This is a genomic window from Aminobacter sp. NyZ550, assembly GCF_025628925.2.
GTDB classification, from domain to species: domain Bacteria; phylum Pseudomonadota; class Alphaproteobacteria; order Rhizobiales; family Rhizobiaceae; genus Aminobacter; species Aminobacter ciceronei.
In genome coordinates this window covers 3,029,378-3,045,054 of the sequence record NZ_CP114190.1, presented here as the reverse complement: position 1 = coordinate 3,045,054, position 15,677 = coordinate 3,029,378, and the positions used below count along the sequence as shown (strand labels likewise).

Annotated in this window: 15 protein-coding genes and 1 other annotated feature; of the genes, 7 read left to right on the top strand and 8 right to left on the bottom strand. The window is 62.6% G+C overall.

The features are described 5' to 3' along the window. Positions 1 to 7: 7 nt before the first annotated feature. Together N7E70_RS14965 and N7E70_RS14960 are read right to left on the bottom strand one after the other, a co-directional pair. Positions 8 to 934: an AAA family ATPase gene (locus N7E70_RS14965; protein ID WP_192315882.1), complete on the bottom strand. Its 927-nt coding sequence runs from the start codon at positions 932 to 934 to the stop codon at positions 8 to 10. A gap of 20 nt (positions 935 to 954) precedes the next feature. After that, positions 955 to 1,449, bottom strand: coding sequence for a flavin reductase family protein (locus N7E70_RS14960; protein ID WP_263006799.1), 495 nt, complete (start codon positions 1,447 to 1,449; stop codon positions 955 to 957). Positions 1,450 to 1,602: 153 nt separating this feature from the next. Here N7E70_RS14960 and N7E70_RS14955 point away from each other — a divergent pair, with 153 nt between their 5' ends. The 6 genes from N7E70_RS14955 (at position 1,603) to N7E70_RS14930 (ending at position 8,131) form a co-directional block, all read left to right on the top strand. Continuing rightward, positions 1,603 to 2,676, top strand: coding sequence for a branched-chain amino acid ABC transporter substrate-binding protein (locus N7E70_RS14955; protein WP_263006798.1), 1,074 nt, complete (start codon positions 1,603 to 1,605; stop codon positions 2,674 to 2,676). Next, positions 2,676 to 3,698 carry a P1 family peptidase gene (locus tag N7E70_RS14950; RefSeq protein WP_263006797.1) on the top strand — a complete coding sequence of 341 codons (1,023 nt, stop codon included), beginning with the start codon at positions 2,676 to 2,678 and terminating at the stop codon, positions 3,696 to 3,698. The genes N7E70_RS14955 and N7E70_RS14950 overlap by 1 nt, the downstream gene beginning before the upstream one ends. 76 nt (positions 3,699 to 3,774) lie before the next feature. Then, positions 3,775 to 4,497, top strand: coding sequence for a DUF2259 domain-containing protein (locus N7E70_RS14945; protein WP_263006796.1), 723 nt, complete (start codon positions 3,775 to 3,777; stop codon positions 4,495 to 4,497). 47 nt (positions 4,498 to 4,544) lie between these two features. Further along, entirely contained in the window at positions 4,545 to 5,039 is a 495-nt protein-coding gene (locus tag N7E70_RS14940; protein ID WP_263006795.1) for a hypothetical protein, read from the top strand. Positions 5,040 to 5,099: 60 nt separating this feature from the next. Further along, entirely contained in the window at positions 5,100 to 6,401 is a 1,302-nt protein-coding gene (gene purB, locus N7E70_RS14935; RefSeq protein WP_067961313.1) for an adenylosuccinate lyase, read from the top strand. Between the two features lie 124 nt (positions 6,402 to 6,525). Beyond that, positions 6,526 to 6,581: a sequence feature (sul1 is cis-regulatory element that is thought to sense ions involved in sulfur or methionine metabolism; They are found in Alphaproteobacteria), on the top strand. 65 nt (positions 6,582 to 6,646) lie between these two features. Next, complete coding sequence (locus N7E70_RS14930) at positions 6,647 to 8,131, top strand: SulP family inorganic anion transporter (protein ID WP_263006794.1); 1,485 nt, start codon at positions 6,647 to 6,649, stop codon at positions 8,129 to 8,131. A gap of 58 nt (positions 8,132 to 8,189) precedes the next feature. Here N7E70_RS14930 and N7E70_RS14925 read toward each other — a convergent pair whose 3' ends face one another. Together N7E70_RS14925 and N7E70_RS14920 are read right to left on the bottom strand one after the other, a co-directional pair. Continuing rightward, complete coding sequence (locus N7E70_RS14925; RefSeq protein ID WP_067961308.1) at positions 8,190 to 8,480, bottom strand: putative quinol monooxygenase; 291 nt, start codon at positions 8,478 to 8,480, stop codon at positions 8,190 to 8,192. A 99-nt stretch (positions 8,481 to 8,579) separates the two neighbouring features. Next, positions 8,580 to 9,482 (bottom strand): VOC family protein, encoded by a 903-nt coding sequence (locus N7E70_RS14920; protein ID WP_442866461.1) that lies wholly within the window; start codon positions 9,480 to 9,482, stop codon positions 8,580 to 8,582. Between the two features lie 592 nt (positions 9,483 to 10,074). Between N7E70_RS14920 and N7E70_RS14915 the strand changes: the two genes are divergently transcribed. Beyond that, positions 10,075 to 11,082, top strand: coding sequence for a GGDEF domain-containing protein (locus tag N7E70_RS14915; RefSeq protein WP_263006874.1), 1,008 nt, complete (start codon positions 10,075 to 10,077; stop codon positions 11,080 to 11,082). Positions 11,083 to 11,161: 79 nt separating this feature from the next. On the opposite strand, the gene N7E70_RS14910 is transcribed toward N7E70_RS14915, so the two are convergent. From N7E70_RS14910 to rpiA, 4 genes are all read right to left on the bottom strand, one after another. Beyond that, on the bottom strand, positions 11,162 to 12,535 hold the full coding sequence (locus N7E70_RS14910) for a class II 3-deoxy-7-phosphoheptulonate synthase (RefSeq protein WP_067961301.1): 1,374 nt from the start codon (positions 12,533 to 12,535) through the stop codon (positions 11,162 to 11,164). A gap of 157 nt (positions 12,536 to 12,692) precedes the next feature. Continuing rightward, positions 12,693 to 14,087 carry a glutathione-disulfide reductase gene (gor, locus tag N7E70_RS14905; RefSeq protein ID WP_067961298.1) on the bottom strand — a complete coding sequence of 465 codons (1,395 nt, stop codon included), beginning with the start codon at positions 14,085 to 14,087 and terminating at the stop codon, positions 12,693 to 12,695. Between the two features lie 177 nt (positions 14,088 to 14,264). Further along, positions 14,265 to 14,822, bottom strand: coding sequence for a DUF2059 domain-containing protein (locus N7E70_RS14900; RefSeq protein WP_154383972.1), 558 nt, complete (start codon positions 14,820 to 14,822; stop codon positions 14,265 to 14,267). A gap of 18 nt (positions 14,823 to 14,840) precedes the next feature. Further along, entirely contained in the window at positions 14,841 to 15,539 is a 699-nt protein-coding gene (gene rpiA / locus N7E70_RS14895; RefSeq protein ID WP_182573948.1) for a ribose-5-phosphate isomerase RpiA, read from the bottom strand. Positions 15,540 to 15,677: the final 138 nt, after the last annotated feature.

Below are 15,677 nucleotides of genomic sequence, written 5' to 3'. Positions count from 1 at the left end.
ACCGCACCTACTCCGCCGCAGCCAGCTCCGCCCTCACCTCGTTGAGGATGCGGCGGCCCTCGCCTTGCTCGATGCGCGCGATGTCGTCCTGATATTTGAGCAGCACGCCGATGGTGTCCGAAATCGTCTCGGGATCGAGTGCTATCTTGTCGAGCTCCGTCAGCGCCGACGCCCAGTCGATGGTTTCGGCGACGCCGGGCACCTTGAATAGCTCGATCTCGCGCAATTTCTGGATGAAGCGGACGACCTCGGCGGACAGGCGCCGGTTGGCCTGCGGCACCTTGCGGCTGACGATTTCGAGCTCGCGCTCTGCATTGGGATAGTCGACCCAGTGATAGAGGCAGCGGCGCTTCAGCGCGTCGTGGATCTCACGGGTGCGGTTGGTGGTGATGATGACGATCGGCGGTTCCTCCGCCCTGATCGTGCCGAGTTCTGGAACGGTGACCTGGTAGTCGGAGAGGATTTCGAGCAGGAAGGCCTCAAAGGCCTCGTCGGTTCGGTCGAGTTCGTCGATGAGGAAGACAGGGGCAGCACCCGCCTTGCCGGTCAACGCGTCCAGCACCGGACGCCGGATCAGGTATTTTTCCGAGAAGACGTTCCTTTCCATGTCGGAGCGGTCGACCTTGCCGACAGCCTCCTCCATGCGAATCTCAATCATCTGCGCCGCATAGTTCCACTCATAGACGGCGGAGGAAACGTCGAGGCCTTCGTAGCATTGCAGCCGGATCAGGCGGCGTCCGAGCGCGCTGGCCAGGACCTTTGCGATCTCGGTCTTGCCGACGCCGGCCTCGCCTTCGAGGAATAGCGGCCGGTTCATCCGCAGGGATAAGAAAAGTACCGTCGCAAGCGCCCTGTCGGCGACGTAGTCCGCGCCGGCGAGCATCTTAAGCGTCTCGTCGATTGTCTGGGGAACTGGACGAGGCGTGTCGGTCATGGCGTTTCCGGAGAGGCGGTCTACAGCACGTGATAGCTGCGGCCGTGATAGATCAGCGGGCGAAGGTTATCGCCGATGCGCAGGCCTGTCACCTTGCCAAACATGACACGATGGGTGGCCAGTTCCTTGGCGTCGACGAGCTCGCAGTCGAACACGGCAACGGCGCCGATCAGGGCCGGCGCGCCAGATGCCAGCACCTCCCACTCGCCAAGGGCGAAGCGCTGTTCAGGCGCGAGGCCTGTGACACCTGAGAAGGCCACGGCCAGTGGCTCGTGCCTGGCGGCGAGCGTGTTGAGGGCAAAGTTGCCGTTCTTGACGAACAGGTCGTTGTTGGGGTTCTCGCGGTTGACGCAGACAAGCACCATCGGCGGGTTGTCTGACACCGAGCAGGCAGCGATGACGGTGGTGCCACGTTTTCCCGCCAGACCGTCGGTGGTCAACAGATGCACCGCGCCGGCAAAATGGCTCATCGCGTCCCGGTAGGCCTGCGGCCCGACTTCAAACTTCTTCAACACCGGATTTTCCTGCAACGAGACATAACCGCTATATATGGCCGCATCGACCGGGTCACAAGCTGAGATGGCACAAGCACGTTGCGCTTGGCCGGGCCAGGCAGTAGGTCAGGTTATCAGCCTAAACTTGGTCTTGCAGAGGATTTTTCGGAGCGAATGCGAGCCGCAACGGCCATCACCACCCTGCTTTGCGCGTCGCTGGCGACGCTTGCCGCCCATGCCGAGCCGGTGAAGCTCGGGCTTGCGACACCGCTGTCGGGTCCGTCAGCGATCCTCGGCGAGCAGGTCAAATCAGGTGCCGAGCTTGCCGCGACGCGCAGCGACGCTGTTCTGGTGATCGCCGACGACGGCTGCACGGCCGAAGGCGGCGCCAAGGCAGCGCAGGTGTTCATCGACGCCAAGGTTGCGATTGCCGCAGGCTTTCTCTGCACCGAGGCGGTCGAGGCCGCTCTGCCCGTGCTCAAGGCCGCCAACATTCCTGTCATTTCGGTCGGCGTGCGCACCGACAGCCTGACCGACCTGCGTGACAAGACCGCCTGGCCGCTGTTCCGGCTGGGGCCGCGCGGCGATGGTGAGCGCAATGCGGCAGCCTCGATCCTGACGCGCCTGTGGAACGACGAGCTGTTTGCGATCATCGACGACGGCACGATCTATGGCCGCGAGCTGGCCGAAAGTTTCCGCGCCAGCGCCGAACAGGCCGGGCTGAAGCCGGTGTTCTTCGACACCTACAGACCTCAGCTCGACAACCAGGTCGCGCTGATCGGCCGACTGCGCAAGGCGGGCGCCACGCATGTCTTCGTCGGCGGCGACGGCGAGGACATCGCCGTGATGGGCCGCGACGCAGCTTCGCTCGGCGCCGACATCATTTTCGCCGGCGGCGAGACCTTGCGCGTCGCCGACCGCACCGTGCCGCCCGCCATGGGCACGTTGATGATCGCACCGCCTGAATGGTCGGATGTCGCCAAGCCGGAGGTGCGTTCGGCGTTCGAAGCGGCCAAGACGATGACCGACGGCTACACTTTGCCCGGCTACGCCGCCGTGGAAATCGCCGGCGCTGCAGCGCGGCTCGCCGCGTCGAGCGGAAAGCCTGTCGCGGACATGCTGGCGGGCCAGGACTTCGACAGCGCCATCGGCACCATCCGCTTCGACGCCAAGGGCGACCTTGTGGAAAGCCCGTTCCGGCTGTTTCGTTTCGACGGAACCAGCTACCTGCCTGCAGAGACCCAGTAATGCTGCCAGCCACGTTAACAGCCGGACCGCTGAACCTGATCACCGACGTCGCCGGACTGCGTGTCGGCAACGCCAGCGAAGAAAAGCTGAAATCGGGCGTGACGGTGGTGATCTGCGACACGCCGGCCACCGCTGCCTGCCAGGTGCTGGGTGGTGCGCCGGGAACGCGAGAGACCGACCTGCTCGAAGCGCACAACACCGTCGAGACGATCAACGCGGTCGCACTCTCGGGTGGCTCGGCCTTCGGTCTGGATGCCGCCTCGGGTGTGCAGGCAGCGCTGCGCGAAAAGGGCATCGGCTTTGCCATGCGCGACCAGGTGATCCCGATCGTACCGGCGGCGATCCTGTTCGACATGCTGAATGGCGGCGACAAGGACTGGGGCCGCTATCCGCCCTATCGCGAGCTTGGCTACGAGGCGGTGCAGGCAGCGGCGCGCGAATTCGCGCTGGGCACGGCAGGTGCCGGTACCGGCGCGCTGACCGCCGGCCTCAAGGGCGGGCTGGGCTCGGCATCGACGGTTCTGCCCAACGGTGTGACGGTCGGCGCCCTTGTCGCCGTCAACGCGACGGGGTCGGTGACAGTCGGCCGCTCCAGGCATTTCTGGGCGGCACCGTTCGAGCTGGACGGCGAGTTCGGCGGACTGGGATTCCCATCATCACTGCCTGCAGACGCTTCGCGCGTATTCAAGAAGTACGAGGAAGACAACAGTGCGGCCGCCAACACCACGATTGCCGTCATCGCCACCGACGCGGTGCTGACCAAGGCTGCTGCCAAGCGGCTGGCGATCTCGGCGCATGACGGCTTCACCCGCGCCATCTGGCCGGTGCACACGCCTTTCGACGGCGACCTGGTGTTCGCGCTCGCAACCGGCGCAAGCGGCATCGAGGTCGGCCAGGCCGAGGTCGTCGACTTCTACGCTGCCGCCGCCTCGACCATGGCGCGCGCCATCGCCCGGGGCGTGCACGCTGCGACCGCCACGCGTGGCGACATCATGCAGGTGTGGACGACGCGCAAAGGATGAACCAAAACTCTTCGTTGTCTGTATGTTAGCGCCGTCATTTAAAAAGCCGATTCAACTGCAGGGAGGGGCCACTGCCATGAAAGTGATGAAGCTTCTTTGCCTCGCCGCCATGTCGCTGTGCGCCGCCTCGCAGGTGGCACGGGCCGGCGACGCCGCCGAACTCAACGTGCTCGGCTTCAGCGCCGACGGCAAGGTCTTTGCCTTCGAGGAATATGGCATCCAGGACGGCTCCGGCTTTGCCTATGCCAATCGCTTCTATATCGACACTGCGTCGGACAAGTTCCTGCCCGGCACGCCGGTGCGCGTTCAGATGGAAGACGAGAGTGTGGGCCTCGACGCAGCGCGCGCCGAAGCGCGCAAGCGCGGCGACACAATCGTCAAGGAGGAGGAGCTGGCCGCCAATCGCGGCCGCCTCGCCGGTTTCAACGCCGTGACCGAAACGAGTGCCGACCCGTTCAACATGACGGTCAATCCGCGCCCGGTGTTTCCGCCCATTGACAAGCAGCTCGAATTCAAGCTCGCGGAGATTTCCTTCGGCGAGATCGAGCGCTGCGCCGGCATCGGCCCGGTCAAGGGCTTCAAGCTGGTCCGCATCGGTGAAGACGGCAAGGCAGAGGTGCTGCAGGAAGACAAGGACGTGCCGCAGAGCCGTGGTTGCCCGACCGGATACCGCATCGGCGGTGTGCAGACCTTCTTCGGCGATGGCGGAATGCCCGCCTATGCCGTGCTGGTGACCGTCATCCGCCATGGCTTCGAGGGCCCGGACCACCGCTGGATCGCCGTGACGGGGCAGATGTGAGCGAAACTGTTGTCGCGGGCCCGTCCCGTAGCAAGAGCCGAGGGCCGATGCGCATACGCCACAGACTGGGCCAGGCGCTGCCGTCGCTGCGGGTTGCCATTCTCGGCGCAGCCCTGTGGGGCTTTGCGATGGGCGCCAGCGCCTTCCTGACGCTTCTGCTCGACCATCGGGAAACGCCGGTGCGCGTCCGTGCGGTCGTGCTGCTGTTCGCGCTCGGCGGCGCGATCGCCTTCCCCATCGGCTGGACGTTGGCGCGCCTCGTGTCATGCCACCGCGGCCGCGAGACCGCTTTCGCGGCGGCATTCGTGTCGTTCGGGGTGGTGACGATCGGCCTGACCGCCCTGCTCTATGCGCTGCAGTACCGGAGCTATTATGCAGAGTGGCATGCCGCACCCTTCACCATCACCTGGGCATTCCAGTTCGTCTTCACCGGGCTCGTCGCGCTCTATCAATTCGCTGTTCTGGGCCTGCGGCTCTATTTTCCCGGCGGATTCGTCGCCCTTTTCGCCGCAGCTTCGTGGTTTGCCAGCCGTTCGCGTTGAGCATTGCGCCCACCTCTGTTAGGGGAGCCGCAACGAAACCACAGCTGGACGAGCCCCGCCATGATCCCTCGCTATTCCCGGCCCGAGATGGTCGCCATCTGGTCTCCCGAAACCCGGTTCCGGATCTGGTTCGAGATCGAGGCCCATGCCTGTGACGCGTTGGCCGAAATCGGCGTCATCCCCAAGGAAGCCGCGAAGACGATCTGGGAAAAGGGCGGCGCCGCCACCTTCGACGTCGAGCGCATCGACGAGATCGAACGCGTCACCAAGCATGACGTCATCGCCTTCCTGACGCATCTCGCCGAATTCGTCGGCCCGGATTCGCGTTTCATCCACCAGGGCATGACCTCGTCCGACGTGCTCGACACCTGCCTCAGCGTGCAACTGGTGCGCGCCACCGACATGCTGCTCGCCGACCTCGACGCGCTTTTGGCCGCTCTCAAGCGCCGCGCCTTCGAGCACAAGGACACCGTCACCATCGGCCGCAGCCATGGCATCCATGCCGAGCCGACAACCTTCGGCGTCAAGCTGGCGCTGGCCTTCGCCGAGTTCACCCGCTGCCGCGAGCGCCTGGTGCATGCCCGCGAGGACATCGCCACCTGCGCCATCTCGGGCGCGGTCGGCACCTTCGCCAACATCGATCCGCGCGTCGAGGAGCATGTCGCCGCCAAGCTCGGCCTGAAGCCGGAGCCGGTGTCGACGCAAGTCATCCCGCGTGATCGCCACGCCATGTTCTTTGCCACGCTGGGCGTCATCGCCTCGTCGATCGAGCGCCTGGCCACCGAAATCCGCCATCTGCAGCGCACCGAGGTGCTGGAAGCGGAAGAGTATTTCTCGCCGGGCCAGAAGGGCTCGTCGGCAATGCCGCACAAGCGCAACCCTGTCTTGACCGAGAACCTGACCGGCCTCGCCCGCATGGTCCGCTCTTATGCCGCGCCGGCGATGGAGAACGTGGCGCTCTGGCACGAGCGCGACATCTCGCACTCGTCGGTCGAACGCATGATCGGCCCGGATGCCACCGTCACCCTCGACTTCGCGCTGGCGCGCCTGACCAACGTCATCGACAAGCTCGTCGTCTATCCCGACAACATGCTGAAGAACATGAACAAGTTCCGCGGCCTGGTGCACTCGCAGCGCGTGCTCTTGGCCCTTACCCAGGCCGGCGTTTCCCGTGAGGACGCCTACCGTCTGGTCCAGCGCAACGCCATGAAGGTGTGGGAAGAAGGCAAGGACTTCCTCGAGGAACTGCTCGCCGACAAGGAAGTGACCGCTGCCTTGCCGGAAGCGGAGATCCGTGAAAAGTTCGACCTCGGCTATCACACCAAGCACGTCGACACGATCTTCAGCCGCGTCTTCGTCTGAGCTATTCGACCATCGACGCAAATAAAGTCCTTGCGTGCATCACCGCAAGGACTTGCATCCGTCCCGTCGCGAACGATTTGAGACGTTGATATCTGCACCGTAAATGTGCAGAAGGCACCCAGTCATCGGACCCGGTGCAATTCCGGGTGGCTCTTCCGGCCGCCGATCCGCCGGACAATCCAGTCAATGCAATCTGATTGCTCGCCAGCAGGCGAGCTTACCATTGCCATGTCCTCTGCAACACAATGACCATCCTTGACAATTTTCGCCGCGATTGGCTTTCCAACGTCCGCAATGACATTCTGGCTGGCATAGTCGTCGCCCTTGCGCTGATACCCGAGGCAATCGGCTTTTCAATCATTGCCGGCGTCGACCCCAAGATCGGCCTGTACGCCTCATTCTCAATCGCACTGGTCATTTCTATTGCCGGCGGCCGTCCAGGCATGATTTCGGCTGCCACGGCCGCGACGGCCGTCTTGATGGTCACGTTGGTGCGAGAGCACGGTCTGCAATACCTGTTGGCCGCGACCATCCTGGCCGGAATCATCCAGGTCGTCGGCGGATTCGCCCGGATCGGCTATGTGATGCGGTTCGTTTCGCGTTCGGTGATGACGGGCTTCGTCAATGCCCTTGCCATCCTGATCTTCATGGCGCAACTGCCCGAACTGATAGGCATGTCGTGGCAGACCTACGCTATGATTGCCGGCGGCCTCGCCATCATCTACCTGTTCCCCCGCCTTACCAAGTCGATCCCCTCGCCGCTGGTTTGCATCATCGTTCTCACCGCGGCAGCGATTGCGCTCGACATCGATGTTCGGACGGTAGGCGATCTTGGTGCTTTGCCCAACAGCCTGCCAGAGTTCCTCATCCCCAACGTGCCCTTCACCATGGAAACGTTCTGGATCATCTTGCCTTATTCGATAAGCGTCGCTGCCGTTGGCCTGCTCGAAAGCTTACTGACAGCATCTATAGTCGACCAAATGACCGACACGCGCAGTGACAAGAACAGGGAGGCCGTCGGGCAAGGAGTCGCAAATTTCGTCACCGGCTTCCTTGGAGGCATGGCGGGTTGCGCGATGATCGGCCAGTCGGTGATCAATGTGAAGTCCGGCGGCCGGGGCCGTCTCTCCTGCTTCGTGGCCGGATCGCTGCTACTTTTCCTGATCCTTGTGTTGGACGATTTCGTGCGCATCATCCCCATGCCTGCACTCGTGGCGGTCATGATCATGGTATCGATCGGGACATTCAGCTGGTCATCGCTCCACGACCTGCGCAAGCATCCGCGCCGTTCCAGCATCGTCATGCTGGCTACCGTGGTCGTGGTCGTGGGCACGCACAACCTCGCATTGGGAGTTGGAGTAGGCGTGCTATTGTCGGGCATCTTCTTTGCGTGGAAGGTATCCCAGATTTTCCGCGTCACCTCATCCCTGACCGCCGACGGCAAGGAACGAACCTACAGGGTCGAAGGCCAGCTGTTTTTTGCTTCCTCCGACGATTTCCTCGACTCTTTCGATTTCAGGGAACAATTGGAACGCGTTCGCATCGACGTCAGCATGGCCCATATTTGGGATCTGACAGGCGTCGGCGCCGTGGACAGGGCAGTGCTCAAGTTTAGGCGCGAGGGCACTGAAGTCGAGGTCGTGGGCCTTAACGAGGCAAGTGCCACGATCATGGACAAACTTGCTGTTCACGACCAGCCTTATGCGATGGAGCGTATGCTGGGTCACTAGCAGGCGTGCCGCCTGGATTGCGTCTGCCTGATGGTTGTGCCAACGCGTTCGCCGGTTATCAACCCGCGAACGCATCCATCAGGATGAAGGTCGCGTCCTGTCGCTGATGCTTGTTGATCAGCGGCACCAGCCGCGTGAAATGCTCGGACGCGCAGTGGATATCGAGCGCCGCGCGATCGGGCCACAACTCGATGAAGACGAAATGCCCCGGATCGTTCTGGTCGACGAACAGGTCATAGGACAGGCAGAGTGGCTCCTGCCGCGTCGTCTCCACCAGTTCGGCATAGAGCGGCCGCACGATCTCGACGAACTCAGGCCTGATGAAATCCTGAGCGATGACTTTCAGCATATTTGTCCCGGTCCTGCATGTTCATTGGCCGAACCGCCGGTCTGGCGGTTCGGCCATTGGCTTAGCACAGGCTCCGGCCAGTTGCTGTCAGGAGGAAAGTCAGCCCGGCTGGCCAGGCACAGCGCGGATGACCGTGCCCCAGGGGTCTTCGTAGGTCGAAGCGGCCTTGGCGTCGGCCGAGCGCATCTCGACCCAGGCAAGGCCGGTCAGCGAGGCGTCGCGCCTGCCGGCACCCGGGCTCTGCCAGGAATTGGCGCCGATATGGTGGTGATAGCCGCCCGAGGACAGGAAGACAGCGCTGTTGCCGTATTCCGCGACCGTGTCGAAGCCGAACTGGCTGTGCCACCAGCGGGCCGCCGCAGCGGGATCACCGACGCGCAGGTGGACATGGCCGACAATGCTGTTTTCAGGCGCGCCCTGCCAGCCGGCGTCGCCGTCGGGCACTTCTGATACGATCGAGCCGATGTCGAGCTGCCTGGTCGCCATCTCGACCTGCGCGCCATTCCACTTCCAGCCATCATGCGCGCGGTCGGAATAAATCTCGATGCCGTTGCCTTCCGGGTCGGTGAGATAGAGCGCCTCGCTGACCAGATGGTCGGAAGCGCCGTCGACCGGAATGCGCCTGTCGATGGCATGCTTGATCCAACGGCCGAGATCGGCCCGGCTTGGCAAAAGGAATGCGGTGTGGAACAGGCCGGCGCTACGCGGATCGTCTGGCTTCGCTGCCTTGTCGGCCTCGATGTCGAGCAGCGCCCGGCTGCCGGCGCCGAGCGTGATCGTCTCGCCGTCGCGCTTGACTTCCTGCAGGCCGACGACGTCGCGATAGAAACTGGTCAGCGCATTGGCATCGCGGGCCTTGAGGCCGACGCGGGAAACGCTGATCGGGGTCGTCGCGGCAAAGGGAATGTTGCTCATCCTTGGCTCCGTGTGGCCGGCCCGCACTCCCGCACCCAATGCGAGAAGTGCCGCGCTGCCAACCAGTTTGCGTCGTGTCAGTTCCAAAATCCACTCTCCGGCCAACACGGCTGTTTTTCTCCAGCCATAGATCGTCCGCGCGCATCGTTCACACAAGTGAGCAAAGACCGAACACGTCGTTCGACGATTCGATATCAATCTAAGACAGTAGATGACCTCGCGCAGCGCGCCTTTGGCCGTGAAGTGCACCGCCCCACACAAACATGAGCCCTTGTGCAGATTATCCATTGCATACTCCTCCAATTGACCGACAGCCATATTGATCTTGACTGGGGCACAGGACATGAATGTTTCGACATGATCGATGCTGGCCAATGTTGCGGCCTCGTCTGGCACAGTGGGAATTACACCCTCTGGTAGAAAAATACCGGCAACAAGGCTGGAAATTAAGGAAACCTTAGCCAGCCTAAATTAGAGCTGATTACAAGTGATGGGCGCAGAGGGGACCTGCGCAGCAAGCATTTTATCTCACGCCGCTCGCGCCCCCGTCCGATTGCACGTCAGCCTTCCGGCTGGCCATGCAAACGGCCGTCTGGCCAACTGAAACGGGACATACATGCAGTCTGCAGCCGCCCCGACAGAACGAGGCAACGATATTGCGAGTACTGTCGTGGCGACGATGAGCCAGATGGGCGTCATTGGACTGCCGCGCAATTACGAGATCTTCTACGAAGCACTGACCGGCACCAACGCGGCCCTCAGCCTGGAGGTCATCGCACTCGGCAATCGTCCGACACAGGAGCAACTCGACCTGATCGGCCAGAAGTTCTTTGTCCAAAACCATGGGCAAGGCATCGTCGAACATGCCCGCGAAATCCTGGCGCGAGAGCTGGAAGGCGTCGCCAACCTGCTGCGCAACGAGCAGACGCATCTGGAGCGTTATGGCAAGGTTCTCGATGAGACGTCGAGCGGCTTGAACAGCCGTACCGCCATGTCGCAGGAACTGCTGCAGAAAATCGTCGGCGTGATGGCGGTTGCCACCGCCTCGAAGATCGATCACGGCAAGCACGTGGCAACCGCGCTGAGCGACAAGTCGAGCGAACTCGAAAGCGTCAAGTCGAAGCTCGAAGAGTACAAGAAGCTTGCCGATACCGATCCCCTCACCCACATCTGGAACCGGCGCGCCTTCGACCGGCGGATCGCCAAGATCTATAACGACAACAGGGGCGTGCTGTTCAGTGCGCTGATCCTGGCCGACATCGACCGTTTCAAGGACATCAACGACCGGCACGGCCACCCTGTGGGTGACAAGATCCTGCGGATCATCGCCAGCATCTTTCAGTCCAGCGTCCACCGCGACATGTTCGTGGCCCGGACCGGCGGTGAGGAGTTCGCACTGATCGTCGAAGGCACCACTGAGGAAGCGACGTTCGAGATCGCTGACCGCGTTCGCCTTTTGGTTGCGCAGACGCAATTCAAGGATATTCAGCCGGGCGTGAACTGCGGCCAGGTCACCGTTTCGATGGGTGTGTGCATGGCCTCGGATGCCGATAGCGCCGAGGACCTCTACGCCAAGGCCGACCGGGCACTCTACCGCTCCAAACTGATCGGCCGCAACCGCGTTACACGCTATTCGACGATCGCCGAGCGCCAGGGCAAGAACTGGATGCTGTACAAGAAGGACTGAGGCGCATCGCCATCCGTTCAAATGAAAAAGGCGACGGTCAGACCGGCGCCTTTTCGATTCTGCAACCGCGTTTTGGCGATCAGGCGTTGACGGCTTTCTTCACTGGAGTCGGTGCGCTCTTGCGGAGCAGTTCCGACACGAGGAAAGCGAGCTCGATCGCCTGGTCGGCATTGAGGCGCGGGTCGCAATGGGTATGGTAGCGGTCCTGCAGTTCCTCGGCCGTGATGGCACGGGCGCCACCGGTGCATTCGGTGACGTTGTTTCCGGTCATCTCGACATGGATGCCGCCCGGGTGCGTGCCCTCTGAGCGGTGGATGTCGAAGAAGCTCTGCACTTCGCTCAGGATGCGGTCGAATGGACGCGTCTTGTAGCCGGCAGCGGTGATCGTGTTGCCGTGCATCGGATCGCACGACCAGACGACCTTGCGGCCTTCCTTTTCGACGGCGCGGATCAGCTTCGGCAGGTGCTCATCGACCTTGTCGTGGCCGAAGCGTGCGATCAGCGTCAGGCGGCCTGCCTCGTTCTCCGGGTTGAGCAGGTCGATCAGCTTGAGCAGGTTGTCAGGCGTAATCGACGGGCCGCATTTGAGGCCGAGCGGGTTCTTCACGCCGCGGCAATACTCGACATGCGCGTGGTCGACCTGGCGCGTACGGTCGCCGATCCAGATCATGTGGCCCGAGGTGGCATACCAGTCGCCCGAGGTCGAGTCGACGCGGGTCAGCGCCTGCTCGTAGCCGAGCAGCAGGGCTTCATGGCTGGTGTAGAAGTCGGTCTCACGCAGCGCGTAGTTGGTCTCCGAGGTGATGCCGACGGCCTTCATGAAGTCCATCGTCTCGGTGATGCGGTTGGCCAGCGCTTCGTAGCGCTCGCCCTGCGGACTGTTGGAGACGAAGCCGAGCATCCACTTGTGCACGTTCTCCAGGCTGGCATAGCCGCCCTGGGCGAAGGCGCGCAGAAGGTTCAGCGTCGCCGCCGACTGGCGGTAGGCCATCTCCTGGCGCGCCGGATCGGGAATGCGCGACTTCTCGTCGAAAGCCGGGCCATTGATGATGTCGCCGCGGTAGCTCGGCAGCGTCACGTCGCCCTTGGTCTCGTTGTCGGACGAACGCGGCTTGGCGAACTGGCCGGCGATGCGGCCGACCTTCACCACCGGCTGCGCGCCGGCGAAGGTCAGCACGACCGACATTTGCAGGAAGACGCGGAAGAAGTCGCGGATGTTGTCGGCACCGTGTTCGGCGAAGCTCTCGGCACAGTCGCCGCCCTGGAGCAGGAAGGCTTCGCCATTGGCAACGGCAGCAAGCTGTTTCTTCAGCTTGCGCGCCTCACCTGCAAAAACCAAGGGGGGAAAAGATGCGAGACGAGCTTCCGTTTCCACGAGCGCCGCAGCGTCCGGATAAGCCGGGACCTGCTGGATCGGCATGCTTCTCCAGGAATTCGGGGACCATTTCGTCATGTTCGCACCTAATAAAGTTCGCTAACGGGCACCTCACCCGCGCCACAACCCGCCATTGCGGGAACGCGGCTCTTTACACGATGAGGAGCCCCTAATCTACCCCGGAACACGTCCGAGATCGAACGTTTCCCTGCGGCAGGTCCGAGAGGCGACCACGTCAGTTGTCGACGCGGACGCCGTCCTTCACCAGATAGGTCGGCTTGTACATCGTCACCAGCTCTTCAGCAGCCGTCGGATGCACGGCCATGGTGCGATCGAAGTCGTCCTTGGTGAGCCCTGCCTTGAGCGTAATGCCGAGTAGCTGCGCCATCTCTCCGGCGTCGGGGCCGAGCACGTGAGCGCCCAGGACAAGCCGCGTGTCGCCGTCGACGACCAGCTTCATCAGCATCTTTTCCTGCCTGCCCGACAGCGTGTGGCGCATCGGCCGGAAGCTGGTGCGATAGATCTCCAGATGCCTGAACCGCTTGGCGGCGTCTTCCTCGGAGAGACCGACGGTGCCAATCTCGGGCTGCGAGAACACAGCTGTCGGGATGCAATCGTGGTCCGGCTCAGTCGGATTGTCCTTGAACGCCGTTTCGACGAAGCACATTGCCTCATGGATGGCGACAGGGGTCAGCTGGACGCGATTGGTGACGTCGCCGACGGCCCAGATGTTGTCGGCGCTGGTGCGCGAATACCGGTCGACGACGATCGCGCCCTGCTTGTCCATCTCAACGCCGGCGGCCTCGAGGCCGAGGTTCTCGGTGTTGGGTGTGCGGCCGATCGCGAGCAGAACCTGGTCGACGGTGAGCATCTGGCCGGTGTTCAGTGTGACGTCGAGACGGCCATCGCCGCGCTTGCTGACGTCCTGCGAAACCGAATGCAGCAAGATCTTGATGCCCTTCTGCTCCATCGTCTCGTGCAAGGTGCGGCGCAGGTCCATGTCGAAGCGGCTGAGGATTTCCTTGCCGCGATAAACCAGCGTGGTGTCGACACCGAGGCCATGGAAGATGTTGGCAAATTCGACAGCGATATAGCCGCCGCCCTCGATCATGATCGCCTTGGGCAGTTCGGGGAGGTCGAACACTTCGTTCGAATAGATGCAGTGCTCATGCCCCGGCAGTGCGGGATGCACCGCAGCCCGTCCGCCGGTTGCGATCAGGATCTGATCGGCGGTGACGGTGCGGTTTTCATCGACGATCCGGATCGTGTGGCTGTCGACGAGTTCGGCACGCGAATGGATCGTCTCGCCGCCGGAACCTTCGACATTGCGCTTGTAGATCGCCTCGAGCCGCGAAATCTCGCGCTCCTTGTTGGCTACAAGCGCCTTCCAGTCGAACTTGGCCTCGCCGACCGTCCAGCCGTAACCGGCAGCATCTTCGAAATGCTCGGGAAACTGCGAGGCGTAGACATAGAGCTTCTTGGGCACGCAGCCCCTGATGACACAAGTGCCGCCGAAACGGAACTCTTCGGCAAGTGCGACGCGCTTGCCGAGAGCGGCCGCAACACGTGCCGCACGCACACCGCCCGAGCCGCCACCGATGACGAAAAGATCGTAGTCGTACTGGGCCATGGGTGTCCTTCCTGCGGGAGAGCAGTACGCCAACGACGCGCGCCGCTCTTCTAAGTCCTTGAAACTGCGCACCGCACGGGATGCGCCTGTGATGCGGTCACAGGTAGTGGCAGAGACATCAAAAGAAAAGCCCGGCGAATGCCGGGCTTTTGCATCGTGACCGATGGTCGCGGCTGATCAGTTCGCCGGTGCTGCCGGGGCTGCGGGCGCAGCACCCTCGGCCGGAGCCTTGGTGCCGATGACTGCCTTGAGCTGCTCACCCACCTGCTCGGCGAGATCGCGCGCGATGCCGTTCTGCCAGATCTCGGCAGCCTTGACCAATTCGCGCGAGGCGATCGGGCCGTTCTCGATCAGCTTCTTGCCGGCTTCCGAATTGTAGAAAGCAGCAATGTCGTTGAGGTTCTGTTCGGAGAACGACTTTGCGTAGGCGAGCGCCGATTCCTTTTCGAGATCGGCACGGCGGGCGGCCAGCGCCAGCGTCTTTTCGTCGACGGTCTGGGTGATCACTTCCTGCATATCGGGATTCTGCTGGATCAGCTGCTGCTTAAGTGCCGCGGCTGCCTGCGGCAGGATCGAATCGAAAGAGTCGGTCGCGTGGATCGAAGCGATCGCAGCATGTGCCGCCTTGAGGTGGGATTCGCTGATTTCCTGCGCCTGGGCCGAGAATGCGACGGCCGCGAATGCCGAAGCCGCCACCATGACGGAGAAGCGGCGAAGCCGGTTTATCGAAATCATGATGAATAGAACTCCTGTTTAGCGTACCGGATGAACGGTTCTGACCCCGTCCGAGCCGGCGATGACGGCAACGGTGGCCAGCCCCAGAAAGAGACCGTGCTCCACGACGCCAGGAATGGCGTGCAGGGCATCCGAAAGCGCTCTTGTATCTGGAATGCGGCCAAAAGATGCATCGATAATGAAATGTCCACCGTCGGTTACGAAGGTCTCGCCGCCGACTTTGCGCAGCACCAAAGGCCCCGAAAGCCCGAGCTTTTCCGCAGCTTTCGCGATGGCGATCTCCGTCGCCTTGAGGCCGAACGGATTGACCTCGATCGGCAGCGGGAAGCGCCCCAGCGTGTCGACGAGCTTGGTCTGGTCGGCGATGACGACCATGCGCGTCGACGCCGCGGCCACGATCTTCTCGCGCAGCAGCGCGCCGCCGCCGCCCTTGACCAGCGTCAGCTGCGGATCGATCTCGTCGGCACCGTCGATGGTGAGGTCGAGCTCAGGCGTCTCGTCGAGCGTCGACAGCGGAACCGACAGCTCGCGGCAAAGGGTTGCGGTGCGTTCAGACGTCGGCACGCCGATGATCTGCATGCCGTCAGCTACCTTCTCGGCCAGCAGCCTGACGAACTCCTCGGCCGTCGAACCGGTACCTATGCCAAGGCGCATTCCGCTCTCGACATACCCCAAGGCGGCGCGCGCCGCCTCGATCTTCAAAGCCTTGGCATCCATGACTTGTTCGCAAAATCCTCGAATATCAGGCTTGGCTCCTAGCATTTTTGCCCGTTGGGTCAAAGGCTTTATGGCCCGGGCTTGCGTCCTGCCGGGTCCAAGGCTATCGCCTCTTGCAACGCACAACTCCACAAAAGG

Coding starts and splice junctions, on each gene's coding strand:
- N7E70_RS14955 (WP_263006798.1), top strand. CDS start 1,603: ATGCGAGCCGCAACGGCCATCACCACCCTGCTTTGCGCGTCGCTGGCG.
- gor (WP_067961298.1), bottom strand. CDS start 14,087: ATGGCCCAGTACGACTACGATCTTTTCGTCATCGGTGGCGGCTCGGGC.
- N7E70_RS14930 (WP_263006794.1), top strand. CDS start 6,647: ATGACCATCCTTGACAATTTTCGCCGCGATTGGCTTTCCAACGTCCGC.
- N7E70_RS14945 (WP_263006796.1), top strand. CDS start 3,775: ATGAAAGTGATGAAGCTTCTTTGCCTCGCCGCCATGTCGCTGTGCGCC.
- rpiA (WP_182573948.1), bottom strand. CDS start 15,539: ATGGATGCCAAGGCTTTGAAGATCGAGGCGGCGCGCGCCGCCTTGGGG.
- N7E70_RS14925 (WP_067961308.1), bottom strand. CDS start 8,480: ATGCTGAAAGTCATCGCTCAGGATTTCATCAGGCCTGAGTTCGTCGAG.
- N7E70_RS14950 (WP_263006797.1), top strand. CDS start 2,676: ATGCTGCCAGCCACGTTAACAGCCGGACCGCTGAACCTGATCACCGAC.
- N7E70_RS14915 (WP_263006874.1), top strand. CDS start 10,075: ATGAGCCAGATGGGCGTCATTGGACTGCCGCGCAATTACGAGATCTTC.
- N7E70_RS14965 (WP_192315882.1), bottom strand. CDS start 934: ATGACCGACACGCCTCGTCCAGTTCCCCAGACAATCGACGAGACGCTT.
- purB (WP_067961313.1), top strand. CDS start 5,100: ATGATCCCTCGCTATTCCCGGCCCGAGATGGTCGCCATCTGGTCTCCC.
- N7E70_RS14900 (WP_154383972.1), bottom strand. CDS start 14,822: ATGATTTCGATAAACCGGCTTCGCCGCTTCTCCGTCATGGTGGCGGCT.
- N7E70_RS14940 (WP_263006795.1), top strand. CDS start 4,545: ATGCGCATACGCCACAGACTGGGCCAGGCGCTGCCGTCGCTGCGGGTT.
- N7E70_RS14910 (WP_067961301.1), bottom strand. CDS start 12,535: ATGACGAAATGGTCCCCGAATTCCTGGAGAAGCATGCCGATCCAGCAG.